This window comes from Pseudoalteromonas sp. APM04 (genome assembly GCF_022809815.1).
GTDB classification, from domain to species: domain Bacteria; phylum Pseudomonadota; class Gammaproteobacteria; order Enterobacterales; family Alteromonadaceae; genus Pseudoalteromonas; species Pseudoalteromonas marina.
Genome location: NZ_CP094442.1, coordinates 164321 through 177102, shown reverse-complemented (window position 1 = coordinate 177102; position 12782 = coordinate 164321). Strand labels below are relative to the sequence as shown.

General features: G+C 41.4%; 13 protein-coding genes. 8 read left to right on the top strand and 5 right to left on the bottom strand.

Going from position 1 to position 12782, the window contains the following annotated elements; all coding sequences use genetic code 11:
- Positions 1 to 111: 111 nt before the first annotated feature.
- From MTP24_RS16745 to MTP24_RS16735, 3 genes are read right to left on the bottom strand one after another with little or no spacing between them, the layout of a single operon-like run.
- On the bottom strand, positions 112 to 453 hold the full coding sequence (locus MTP24_RS16745) for a DUF3325 domain-containing protein (RefSeq protein ID WP_203987696.1): 342 nt from the start codon (positions 451 to 453) through the stop codon (positions 112 to 114).
- A complete protein-coding gene (locus MTP24_RS16740; RefSeq protein ID WP_243534357.1) occupies positions 450 to 2045 on the bottom strand; it encodes a PepSY-associated TM helix domain-containing protein in 1596 nt (531 codons plus the stop codon). The genes MTP24_RS16745 and MTP24_RS16740 overlap by 4 nt, the downstream gene beginning before the upstream one ends.
- On the bottom strand, positions 2042 to 2380 hold the full coding sequence (locus tag MTP24_RS16735) for a hypothetical protein (protein ID WP_243534355.1): 339 nt from the start codon (positions 2378 to 2380) through the stop codon (positions 2042 to 2044). Before MTP24_RS16735 ends, MTP24_RS16740 begins: the two co-directional genes overlap by 4 nt.
- Before the next feature lie 222 nt (positions 2381 to 2602).
- Between MTP24_RS16735 and MTP24_RS16730 the strand changes: the two genes are divergently transcribed.
- From MTP24_RS16730 to MTP24_RS16710, 5 genes are all read left to right on the top strand, one after another.
- A complete protein-coding gene (locus tag MTP24_RS16730) occupies positions 2603 to 2959 on the top strand; it encodes a VOC family protein (RefSeq protein WP_006793291.1) in 357 nt (118 codons plus the stop codon).
- Positions 2960 to 3109: 150 nt separating this feature from the next.
- The gene (locus tag MTP24_RS16725; protein WP_243534353.1) at positions 3110 to 3700 is read left to right on the top strand and encodes a uracil-DNA glycosylase family protein; all 591 of its coding nucleotides are present in this window, start codon (positions 3110 to 3112) and stop codon (positions 3698 to 3700) included.
- A complete protein-coding gene (locus MTP24_RS16720) occupies positions 3697 to 4041 on the top strand; it encodes a hypothetical protein (protein WP_243534351.1) in 345 nt (114 codons plus the stop codon). Before MTP24_RS16725 ends, MTP24_RS16720 begins: the two co-directional genes overlap by 4 nt.
- Complete coding sequence (locus MTP24_RS16715; RefSeq protein ID WP_347814590.1) at positions 3978 to 4433, top strand: phytanoyl-CoA dioxygenase family protein; 456 nt, start codon at positions 3978 to 3980, stop codon at positions 4431 to 4433. Before MTP24_RS16720 ends, MTP24_RS16715 begins: the two co-directional genes overlap by 64 nt.
- 163 nt (positions 4434 to 4596) lie before the next feature.
- On the top strand, positions 4597 to 6981 hold the full coding sequence (locus MTP24_RS16710) for a TonB-dependent receptor (RefSeq protein WP_243534347.1): 2385 nt from the start codon (positions 4597 to 4599) through the stop codon (positions 6979 to 6981).
- Here the strand turns inward: MTP24_RS16710 and MTP24_RS16705 are convergent.
- Positions 6965 to 7894: a LysR family transcriptional regulator gene (locus MTP24_RS16705; protein ID WP_006793287.1), complete on the bottom strand. Its 930-nt coding sequence runs from the start codon at positions 7892 to 7894 to the stop codon at positions 6965 to 6967. The genes MTP24_RS16710 and MTP24_RS16705 overlap by 17 nt on opposite strands.
- A 90-nt stretch (positions 7895 to 7984) precedes the next feature.
- Between MTP24_RS16705 and MTP24_RS16700 the strand changes: the two genes are divergently transcribed.
- From MTP24_RS16700 to MTP24_RS16690, 3 genes are all read left to right on the top strand, one after another.
- The gene (locus tag MTP24_RS16700) at positions 7985 to 8791 is read left to right on the top strand and encodes a class II aldolase/adducin family protein (protein ID WP_243534344.1); all 807 of its coding nucleotides are present in this window, start codon (positions 7985 to 7987) and stop codon (positions 8789 to 8791) included.
- A gap of 126 nt (positions 8792 to 8917) precedes the next feature.
- The gene (locus MTP24_RS16695; protein ID WP_243534342.1) at positions 8918 to 10903 is read left to right on the top strand and encodes an AMP-binding protein; all 1986 of its coding nucleotides are present in this window, start codon (positions 8918 to 8920) and stop codon (positions 10901 to 10903) included.
- A 1-nt stretch (position 10904) separates the two neighbouring features.
- On the top strand, positions 10905 to 11777 hold the full coding sequence (locus MTP24_RS16690) for a bile acid:sodium symporter family protein (RefSeq protein WP_243534340.1): 873 nt from the start codon (positions 10905 to 10907) through the stop codon (positions 11775 to 11777).
- Positions 11778 to 11834: 57 nt separating this feature from the next.
- Here MTP24_RS16690 and MTP24_RS16685 read toward each other — a convergent pair whose 3' ends face one another.
- Positions 11835 to 12743 carry a LysR family transcriptional regulator gene (locus MTP24_RS16685; protein WP_243534338.1) on the bottom strand — a complete coding sequence of 303 codons (909 nt, stop codon included), beginning with the start codon at positions 12741 to 12743 and terminating at the stop codon, positions 11835 to 11837.
- Positions 12744 to 12782 lie beyond the last annotated feature (39 nt).

The window sequence follows — 12782 nt, the reverse complement described above, 5'->3', positions numbered from 1 at the left end:
ACATGCAAGTGTTGGACATACTGAATATCCCCCCTATTGTTGGCAAGCTTTATAGCTTGCCATTTTTTTTGCCTAAAATTAATGGCTTTTTTGGGATCAGATTTTTACTAACTACAGTGAGGTTACTACTAATAATAGCCCTGATAAGCCAATCAGTAACATATTTAAAAAGCTAAATGGCTTAATCAACTTTTCTATAAAATTATAAAAAATCGTTATAATTAATACACTTAACCCCATAAAACCACAAAACAGTAAAGCTCCGTATCCTTGCTGCGTAACAACACAGAACAATAAACTTAGTAAAATACTGATCCAAGCAACTATTAGCAGCAAATTACTTTGCAGCTTAGAGGGACGCGTTGTAAACACCGTTTTAAAATGCACTGGTTTTGCCAAAGCAAAACCATTAAAAGCAAACAAACAGAGGCTAAAGCTAAGTAAATCAATCATGCTTTTTGCCTCTTTTTATTATTGGTCAGGTTATTAGCTGTTTTTTTAGATGCGCTAGAAGCAGTACGTAATTTTTCGGTTTGTACTAAAAACAATATGCTAAACAGTAAAAATACCGCATCGAAAATAAACAAGGCCCATTGTTTATTAAGTAGGTAGCTCACTATATTACCCTGTGTGGTAAGCGCATTTATTGCCGGTACACTCAAACACGCGAGGGCATTTATGGCTGCCATTACACGCCATTGCAACCTATCGCGCTTTAAAAGTGCCATAACGGCAACCACTAACCATGCTAAAAAGAACACTGTAACTTCTTTTTCACCACGCCCTGCTACGGTTGGACTAAGTAATCTATTGGCAATAAAAAAGGCGCAAGTAGCCAGTGGTAAACCCATAATGGTGGCAAGGTTTAAACCTTCGACTAATTGTAAGCCAAATGAGGCTTTACCCTTATTACGCTCGCGTATGCGTTTAGCCCACATTATGCAGCCAGAGCCAATCATTACGCAGCCTGCAATACCGCCAAGTACGTATAGCCAGCGCAGTAAAGGCGTAGCAAAGCGCCCTGTATGCATAGAGTTAAGTGATTCATAAAGTGCTTTACTACTGCTAAGTTCGTCATCAGTTTGTGCAACTAATTCGCCAGTAGCGCCACTAAACAAAAGCCGTGGAGATTGATCGCGAAGCGCCTTCGCAGGGCTTACCAATACCGTTACTGTTGAAGCGGCCATATTTGGTTTACTAACCTGAACACGCGTAATATCTGCACTAGGCCACTTAGTATAAACTTGATCCAAAATAGTGTTTATAGGGAGCAATTCTGCACTGCCTTGGGCGTTATTAGTCACGTTATTGCTAGGTGTTACATCGTTAAAAAAGCCACGCATACCCTTGTCATACGTCGTTAACGCAGGGTAGGGGAACAACATAAATATAAGCGTAATAATGCCTGTGTAGGTAATCATTAAATGAAACGGTAGGGCAAGTACCGAGCTTAAATTATGTGCATCTAACCAGCTACGAGTCCCTTTATTGCGCCTAAAGGTAAACATATCTTTAAATATGCGCTTATGAATAACCACGCCCGAAATTATTGCCAGTAGCATAAAAAAGCTGGCAAAACACACTACCCAGCGACCTGTTATGGCATCTAAATAATAAAGCTGATAATGCAACCGGTAAAAAAAGTTACCACCTTTACTTTCAACAAAAGCGGGCAGCGCTTGCATGGTGTTTGGGTTTAATTGGGTATTTACAAACTGGCTGCGGCGCTGCCCTGGCTCTTTAGGTTTTGCATAGCCATATACCAAATACGGTATTCGCTCTTCGGGCAAGGTAATACGCCAACTAGGGGAATTTTCAGCGTGCTGATTTAAATAATCAAAGCCATTAATAATTTGCTGCCTTTGCGCGGCCACTCTGTCGGTTTGGGCTTGCACATTGTGTATAGCCGGTTGATTCCACAGATTTATTTCATCTCTAAAAAAGCTCGCTGTGCCTGCAAAAAATATTATGTAAATAATCCAACAGGTAAGTAAGCCCACCCAGGTATGTAGCCAGGTCATCGACCTAAAAAAACTGTCTTTCATAGCCAACCCTTCAGTAATGCCAATATAGCAACAAAAAAACCTGTACTTAATAAAATACTGATCCAAACAGTTTTTAACGACTTAACCGAAAACGCATAAATAAACACTGCGGCGTAAATTAAAATACTGATAGACACACACAGTAATACGGCATCTTGCTTAGGAATGGGCAGCAGTACACTTAATAATGAAATACACGCTGAGGTAAACGCATAACCACCCACTATGGCAATAATAAAACGCAAAAATACTAACACTCTATAGCTTTGGGCCACATTTAAAAGCGTAGCTAGGTTAGTTTTTGTAAAAGGTGCTATGTGCAGAGGTGCCTGCATAGTTAACAAATCCCTTATTCAAATACGAGAATAAAAATAAGGCGTTATTATAAAGCTTACAAATACAAAAGATAGCGATTCTCATTTGTATATTCTAGTTAATTTAACATTAGTGCCTAGCATATTAGTAAAATACTGATCTCTGCTGTTTTAGGGTTATTGCTTAGCTAATTACGAAGGTTTACAGTGGTCAATACTGGCAAGCCAAAGAGTAAATTTAAAATGAGCAACCACGAAAAACTAAATTATGTAGAGTTTCCCGCGTGCGATTTAACAGCTACAAAAAGCTTTTTTACTAACGTGTTTAACTGGCAATTTACCGACTATGGCCCAGAGTATACGGCATTTAGCGGCCAAGGGCTTGATGGTGGCTTTTTTAAAGCACCGCTTAAATCACTTACTCAACATGGGGCCGCACTGCTGGTGTTTTACAGTAACGACATTCACGCTACCTATAAAAAAGTAGCGCAATATGGCGGCAAAATAGTAAAACCTATTTTTGAGTTCCCCGGTGGCTGCCGCTTTCATTTTACCGAGCCGAGTGGTAACGAATTTGCCGTATGGTCAGAAAAACAATAAACATATCAAATAATTAGTTGTTATTTTTAGATGAGATCACGATTTTACCAACTAATAACTAATTTGAGTAAAATAAACCGATTTTTTACCAACTCATTAGGTCTAAATGGCCATTTAGAACAAAACTTAAGCATTTAAGGCCAGATTTATATGGATCCGATCAATTTAATTGAGCAAGTTAGTAAATGCGTGATCTGTGAACCTCATTTACCGTTAGGTGCTCGCCCCGTTATACAATTTAATGCCAATGCGCGTATTTTAATTGCCGGCCAAGCACCGGGCATAAAAGTACACGAAACTGGCAAGCCCTTTAACGATGCCAGCGGAAACCGCCTACGCGAATGGCTTGGGCTAAGTGTTGATGAGTTTTATGATCCGCAAAAAATAGCTATTTTACCTATGGGCTTTTGTTACCCTGGTAAAGGTAAGTCGGGCGACTTACCCCCGCGTAAAGAATGTGCACCCGCTTGGAGAGCGCAATTACTGGCCGCTCTGCCAAATTTAGAGCTTACAATCGTGCTCGGTAAATACGCGCAGGCTTATCATTTACCGCATACTAAAAACATGCCCTTAACCGAGTTAGTAAAATCGTGGCGTGAATATTGGCCGGAGCATTTGGTGCTACCACACCCAAGCCCACGCAATAATATTTGGCTTAAAAAGAACCCATGGTTTGCACAAGATGTACTGCCAGAACTTGCTGAGCGCGTTGCTGCAATATTAAATGAAGAACCACAATGAACAACTATAAATCAAACGGTTATATGCTTGTAAAGGGGCTTTACAGTATCAAAGAGCTAAATAAAATTAAGCTCCTAGTTAATGCCTTTCATACACAGTGGAAGGCTAATAACCGTGAGTTTTATCAATCCCGTGCAATTAATAGCTCGGGCATAACAAATAGTGAGTATTTAACAGCGCAGCAAAACGAAGCCTTATTTAGTTTATTAGCTGATAACAAATTAATTAAGCGTGTAAAACAGGCGATTAGTGAGCCACTGTTTTTAAATACTCAGTTATTTTTAATCCCGTTAAAGTTACACAAAAAAATTATTGGCATCGCGATATGCAATACCATTTAAATGTGCAAGAGCAACAAGCTGCGTTAAACGGGCCCGACGTAGTGCACTGCCGGTTAGCCCTTGAAGACGAGCCAGGTATAGAGCTTGTACCCCACTCGCATAAAAATTGGGATACACCAGAGGAGCTAAATGTACGTCTTGCAAAAAATAATAAACTGCCAAGCGATAACCTAACTACAGGCAAAGTTATTAAACTTAATGCGGGTGACTTACTGCTATTTTCAGCCAATATGATTCACCGAGGCTTATACGGCAAAAACCGTTTAGCACTGGATATTATTTTTTGCGAAAATGCACCACAGTTTACCGCCTTTATCAATGCAGCAAACACTCCAAACTCGGCAATCGCTAATAAAACCGCTAATCCACAAGTATTTTTTAACCCACTTTAAACCCGCTATAACCCCATTTAACACAACACTTTTTCGCTTAACTATAAATATTACTAATAGTGTTTAATAAATAAACATCACTGTTATTTATTTTAAGACTCGTCAGTATGAAATAGACGCAAAATTATCCAATAAAAATAACCTCTATAATGGAGTTGCAGCTATGACAACTGAACACACACAATCACACACACGTTTAAAACCTGCTTTTTTAAAACAAAAAACACTTACTTTATTTACGCTCAGCGCATTTAGCGTGGGTATGGCACAAGCCGCCGAGAATAAAGTAAATAAAAGTGAGCTTGAAACCATTACCGTCACCTCGCAAAAGCGGGTGCAATCACTGCAAGATATTCCTACCTCTATTCAAGCGCTTTCTGGCGATTACCTCGAGCAAAACAGTGTTGACGATTTACTCGCCCTAAGCGAAAACCTACCTAACGTGCATATAACCGAAACCTCAAGCAGTAAACGTATTTTTGTACGCGGTATAGGCTCGGGTACTAACTCAGGCTTTGAGCAATCGGTTGCTATGTATAAAGATGGCGTGTATTTAGGGCGCGGGCATCAGGCTAAATTTCCATTTTTAGATATGCAGCGCCTTGAACTTATAAAAGGCCCGCAGTCAGTTATGTTTGGTAAAAACGCCACAGCAGGTGCCTTTAGTATGATCTCAAATTCGCCAACCGATGTACTTGAAGGCACCGTATCGGCAGAGTTTGGATCAGACAACGAAAAGCGCTTTACAGGCGTTATAAATATTCCTATTAACGATGATTTAGCCATACGTATTGCCGCGTTTGACCACTCTGTTGATGGCTTTTTATATAACCAAGCGCGCCAAAGCGACGAGCAATCTAACGACTCATCAGGTGCGCGTTTATCAATAGATTGGCAAATAAACGATGATATAAATGCATTATTAAAATGGGAACACGGTGAGTTTGAGTCGCACGGTTCACGCTATCAATACATTATCGATACTCCCAACCGCGACTTACAAATAGCAAGCGATCCAACAAATCCGGGAAACGTGGGCTATCGCTCACTTTTACTAAGCGACAACTCGGGCCTTGATTACACAAGTTCGGTATCGGGCGATGGCCACCCTGGTGGGCTTAATGAGCAAAGTAAAACCACGCTTGATAACGCATCACTTAAATTAACCTATAACCATGGCGAATACGAATTTACCTCTGTAACCACGTATAGCGAGTATGATTGGGACTCAACTTTTGATGCCGACTTTTCAGAAGTCCCGCTTATAAAACAAGACTACTTAGAAACCTATAACCAGTTTACGCAAGAGTTTAGAGTAAGCTCGCCAACAGGACGCACGCTTGAATACGTAGCGGGCATTTTTTACATGAGCAGCGAACTGGAACACCCAAACGATATTTTATTTAGCGCATCGTTACTTATTCCTGATTTAGTGGGTACATCATTGGGCGTAAATGCCCTGTTTGATCAAGACCAACAAAGCTACTCAGCATTTACCGCCCTTACTTGGAATGTAAACGCGCAATGGCGCGCTAATTTTGGCCTGCGTTATCAAAAAGAAGAAAAAGAAGTAAGCAGCGTACAAAATGTGTATAGCGTATTTGAGCCCAATACACCGCAAGCCGTACAACAATTTGCCAATGCGGCTGCGCCCACTATTGCAGGGCAGCTCTCAGGCGCGGGGGTACATGACCTTAACGCTAAGCGTGATGAATCACACTTATCACCCAATATTAGTGTGCAATATTTAGGGTTTAACAACACCATGTTATTTGCAAGCGCTGGCGTAGGCTACAAAGCCGGTGGTTTTGATGGCTCTGGCTTAAATGGCTCGCAAGGTAATACGGTTGATGAAAATTCAGGCTTTGAGTTTGACGACGAAAAAGCCACTAATTTTGAATTTGGTATTAAAGCCGAGCCAATTAAAAATACTCTACAAGTAAACGCTACACTGTTTTACACCCTGTACGATGACCTACAAGTATCTGAATTTAATGGTAATGCATTTGTAGTTAAAAATGCTGCCGAAACCAAAGTAAAAGGGATTGAGCTCGATTCACGCTGGGCAATAAATCAAAGTTGGCAGTTATCGGCAAACCTTGCTGTGCTTGATTTTGAATACGAGCAATACGCCAGTGCCTCGCCAACAGTTATGCAAAGCGAACTACTTGGCCAAGCATTCCAAGATTTAACCGGGCAAACGGGCGCGTTTGCTCCCGACTACTCAGGCAATATAGCAATTGATTACAATACTGAGGTATTTTCAAATCTTACTTTAAGCAGTAATTTAGCACTTAACTTTAGTGATGATTACTTTTTAGAGCAAGATCTTGACCCAATAGCCAAGCAAAGCGCTTTTGAAAAGCTAAATTTACGCATAGAACTAGGCAGCAGTGAAGGAGATTGGTCGGTGTCGCTATTAGCTAAAAACCTAACCGATAAGCACACTTTTTCGCAGGCCAACGATGTGCCAGTAATTAGCTACGCACACCGTTTTTTATCAGAGCGTGGGCGTAGTTATCACGCACAACTTAATTATCGCTTTTAAGTTTGTCAGCAGGGATAAGTTGCTGGGCTAAACCTAGCAGCTTTTCTCGCATCCAACTATTTACTAAATCGTCGTCGGCTTGTTCGTGCCAATACATGTGCACAGGCATTAACGGCACATCAAACGGCAAGCTAGTTACATGCACGGGCATTTGCTCTTTTAATACCTGCGCGTACGCGTTTGGCATTGTCATTATCATGTCGCTTTGGCTAATCACTTTAGTCGCCGCAAAATAATGTTCACATTTAAGTACTACATTACGGGCAAGTGCATGCTTTGCCAGCGCCATATCAATAATATCTACCTGCGCACCTTTTAACGACACCAACGCATGCGATGCCTTTGCGTAACTTTGTACGGTTAAGTCATTTAATATGGGATGATCGTGCCTACAAATTAGCGAAAAATGCTCATTACAAATAAAGGTATTTTTTATGTGGTTGCTCGTTGGGGTAAGCACATCAATAACTATATCGAGCTCTTGGTTTTCGAGTGATTTTTCCATATCAACATGCGAAACCTGTCGGCTGTTAATTGTAATATTAGGGGTGTTTGTAAGTAGGTCGCTCATTAGTGGCGGAAAAAATATCGATTCTAAAATATCTCTAAAGCCAAATTTAATTTCCCGCTTAAAGGCGGCTATATCAAAAAGCCGCTCGTTGTTCATGGTTGCCTCTAATGCCTGCACCGACTCAATCACTTGCGCTATTATTTTTTGGCAAAAAGGCGAGGGCACCATACGCCGGCCATGGCGAATAAATAGGGGGTCGTCAAACTTATCTCTTAGGCGCGAAAGCGCATGGCTAACTGCTGGTTGCGTTAAATGCAGCTTATCTGCAGCACTAGTAATGCTCCCCTCTTGGTATACTGTTTTAAGTATTACAAACAGGTTTAAATCTATCTTTCCATGCATAGCATTTATGTTTAACCATTAATTAACATCACTTCTATTTATCTTAAGCGAGACTAAACTAAAGTCAATAGACTTTAATTTAGGATTATTATGAGCAATACACTAGAGCAGCAAGCCGCAAAAATGACCATAGGCAGCGATAAATTTAAACTTATCATGCCGCCTAAATTTAACACCCTAAACGAGCAACGTACTTACGAAAAACAACGCCTAGCCGCTGGGTTTAGAGTATTTGCCATGTACGGTTTTGATGAAGGACTTGCGGGGCACATAACACTTCGCGACTGCATAGAGCCCGATACATTTTGGGTAAACCCCGTAGGTATGCACTTTGCGCATATTAAAGCGTCAGATCTTATTCGGGTTGATCATAAAGGTAATATTATTGAAGGCAGCACACCGATTAATAATGCGGCGTTTGCTATACATTCACGCATACATATGGCGCGCCCCGACGTAAACGCAGTAGCCCATGCGCATACACGTTATGGCCGTGCGTTTTCAGCATTAGGTGAGTTACTTAAACCAATTTCGCAAGATGCTTGCGTATTTTACGAAAACCACAGTGTATTTGATGTATTTAGCGGCGTAGTAGCCAACAGCGAAGAGGGCGACATGATAGCTAAATCGCTGGCCGATCACTGCGCTGTTATTTTGCAAAACCATGGTTTGCTAACTGCGGGTTCGTCGGTTGATGCCGCAGTTGCCAATTTTGTATTGCTAGATAGCTGCTGCCAAAGCCAGTTATTAGCACAAGCCGCAGGCGAGCCTAAGCTTATCTCACACGAGGTAGCACTACATACAAAACAAGCCAATGGCTCAGAGCTGGTTACATGGGGGAACTTTCAGCCCATGTATCAGGTAGTTGCTGCACAAGATAACAGTTTTTTAGATTAAAAAATGGCAATAACTTAGTTTTTGATAGACTAAATTTTACGCGGTAATGGCCCACACACCCAAAGCCGCGTTAAACACCATGCACTCACACGCAAACACACATTATAAAAATACGTTGAGAGTTTTATGACTATAACAACAATTAAAAACCAAGCCGATGTTGGCAATTTAAACCTTGCTGAAATATCACCAGCGCAACTTCCTCGCTCTACTTATCATGCCATTTTACAATCGGCCCAAAACTTTGGTGATGCAACCGCTATTGAATACATTTTAGATGGCGACTGTATTAGCGAAGCGCAAATTCCGTTTGCAAAAAAGCTTATTCACCGCATTTTAATGACCTTTAAAGGCAAAAGTTTTGCTAATCCGCATCGTAAAATGAGTTACAAAGCGCTCGCAAAAAACGTAACAGGGCTTGGCAATGCATTGCACTCGTTGGGTATTACTAAAACCGAGGTAACCTCGCTGGTGTTACCTAACTTTCCAGAAACCTATGTCTCGCTTTGGGCAGCAGAGGCCGCAGGCATTGCAAACCCCATAAACCCCTTGCTTGATGAGTCCATAATGAAAGAAATTATGATCTCAGCCAATACCAAAGTAATTATTGCCCTAGGTCCAGTGCCTGGTAGCGATATTTGGCAAAAAGTAATGGCAATTAAAGAGCATATTCCCGGCCTAAAAGCGGTTATTAGCTTATTTGGTGACGACATAGCGTGCTCGCAAAATAATAAAGTACCCGTGTATGGGTTTAAAAAGTTACTGGCTGCGCAAAATACGCAAGCAGCTAATTTTACTTTGCCTGAGCAAAGCGATGTGTGCGCGTATTTTCATACGGGTGGTACCACCGGCCTACCAAAACTTGCAAAGCACTTGCACTTAAACCAGCTCACCAATGCAGGGCAGGTTAATTTACTTTCGCCAGTAAACGCAGGCGACACCATGCTAGTAGGCTTACCTATATTTCATGTAAATGCGGCGGTAGCCACGGGCATAGCCTCAGTTATGAAAGGCTGTAAAATTTTACTCGCAAGCCCATCTGGCTTTAGGGGTAAAAACATCATTCAAAACTTGCTCACCCTAATTAATAATTACGATGTGGCCGTTATGACCGCCGTACCTACGGTTTACGCTGCTATGGTTGAGCAAATTACCTCGCAAAAAATTACTGTACCACCACTTAAAATGAAGTTTGCCATTTGTGGGGCCGCGCCGCTTTCATCAGATTTACAAGCCCTGTTTACTAAACTCACCAATACCCCACTGGTAGAGGGTTATGGCTCAACTGAGGGCAGCTCGGTAAGTACGTTAATGCCTGTAAATCCAATTAATAAAGAGGCTTCTGTAGGGCTACCAATACCTGGTATTACGCTTAAAATTGCCGATATAAACGAGCAAGGCACGCTTGTTAAAATTTGCGATACACTCGATGTTGGCGAAATAATAATAACCGGTAATAACGTATTTCCCGGTTACGTAGAAGATGCGCATAACCAAGGCGCATGGGTAGTTGATGAAAACGGCCAACAATATTTTAGAACCGGGGATTTAGGAAAAATAGATGAGAGTGGGTATGTATCGTTATGCGGTAGGCAAAAAGAGCTAATAATACGCGGCGGGCACAATATAGACCCCAAAATGATTGAAGATGCCGCAACAAGCCACCCCGATGTAACACTTGCAGCCGCCGTGCCACGCCCAGACAGCTACGCAGGCGAAGTGCCGGTACTTTACGTAACGCTAAGCCCAAATAGCACGCTTAAGCTTGACGCTCTCACCGCGTATGTTAGCGCCAACATACCTGAGCGGGCAGCAATACCAAAAGCTATTTATATAGTTAATGAAATACCGCTTACTGCCGTAGGTAAAATTTTTAAGCACGAACTGGTTTGCCTAGAAATAAAACAAACCATTACAGAGGCTCTTAGCGAGCAATTAATCAACAAAACCGTGCAAATAAATGTGTTTGCTGATAAAAAGTTAGGCATAAAAGCCACTATTTTAGTTAATGAAGATGAGTTAAACGCGCTGCAACAACAGATAAAAACGCTGCTAACCCCGTACTCATTTAACTACGCAGTGCTGGCATTAAAAACAACAGAGGCCGCCTAATTTGAACGCATCATTTTTAACAGAAATCATACTCCCACTCGCCCTTGCCCTTATTATGTTTGGCATGGGGCTTGGGCTTACAGTTGGCGACTTTACGCGGCTTTTTAAAAAGCCCTTAGCAATTGCTATGGGCTTACTAGGCCAAATTATTGCCATGCCGCTACTGGCTTTAGGTTTGTGTTATTTACTTAATTTACCCACGCCTATAGCAATAGGGTTAATGATTTTAGCCGCGTGCCCAGGTGGTACTATGTCAAACGTAGTGAGCCAGCTAGCAAAGGCTAATTTGGCGCTTTCGGTAAGCTTAACCGCTGCCTCAACCGCTATTAGCATTATTACCACACCGTTTATTATTGGCTTTGCCATGCACCAATTTGCGCCGCAAGACGATGCCAGCTTTTCAATATTAACTACATCTCTTGGGCTGTTTGTCATTACTTTAGTGCCTGTAGCCATAGGGATAAGCTTGCGCCATTTTAAAAGCGAATTTGCGATTAAAAGCGAGCCGTTTTTTAGGCGCTTTTCGTTATTTTTTATGCTCGCCATGATAGCCGCGCTAGTAATAAAAGAACGCGCCTTACTGGCAAGCTCGTTTAACGATGTGTTTTGGGCGTGTATAGCACTTAATATTGGTTCAATGATCGTTGGCTTGCTAATAGCAAAGCTTTCAAAACTATCTTTAACTGATTCGTTAACACTTGGGATTGAGGTAGGGATTCAAAACGCATCGCTGGCTATTTTAATTGCTATAAGCTTTTTAAATAAGCCTGAGTATGCCGTAACTGGTGGTGTATATGGCCTTGCCATGTTTATTGGGCCGCTGTTATTAATTGCTGGGCTTAAGTTTAAAAACAAACGCCTTGTAAACGCTTAAAAAATAATGAGAAGCGCCAAATTTAGTTCACTAAGTTTGGCGCTTTTTTTATAGCTATTAACGTTTAAAAATATGCTGCACTTGCCCGCGTAACCATACTAAAGCGTCGTCTTTATCAGTACTTTGATGCCAATATAAATGCTGATAAATAGCAGGCATAGTGGTGGGCACAGGCCTTGCTATTAGTGTGTCATCCAACAATTGACTGGCAACCATTGAAGGTAAAGTAAGTAAAAATGGCGCGTCTTTTATTACCTCTTTCGCGGCAAAATAATTTTGACAACGTATAGCCACCTGCCTATTAAAACTCAATTGCAATAACGCAATATCTTCAATAACAGTACCGGTTGCCCGGTTAGATACCGCAACATGCTTAGCCGCTAAATAATTGTCTATATTGAGTTGGTTTTTAAGCGGGTGGTTTTTTTTCATGAGTACACAAAAGTGATCACTTGAAAGAACAGCATGGCTAATGGGCGCTTTTATTGGCCGTGCTACATCAATTGCCATATCTATTTGATGATTAGCTAATTGCTTATGCATATCTTCACGGCTTAATTTTACGCTCGCTAAGCTTGCATTGGGAGCATGTTGTGCCAGTGCAAGTTGCAATTTAGGCAAAACAATAGGCTCTATTGCATCGTGCAGGGCTATTTTAAAGGTTTGCGCAGTGGTCTCTAAATTAAAGTCACCGCAGGCTTGTAGCACTTGGCGTAATTTTTCGAGTAAATCTATTAGCTCGGGTGCCATACGTTGGCACGCAGGGGTGGGCAGCATTAATTGCCCTTGGCGCTCAAATAACGGATCGTTTAATACAGTGCGCAAACGTTTTATAGCATGGCTAACTGCTGAGGGCGTTATGTACAGCACCTTTGCGGTTTCGCTCATGTTTTTTTCACGGTATAGGCATTCAAATATTTTAAGTAAATTTAAATCTAACTGTTGAATATTTTTAGCTTCTATCATTATTACCCGCTCACACTATGAATGTAATTCACACTTAAC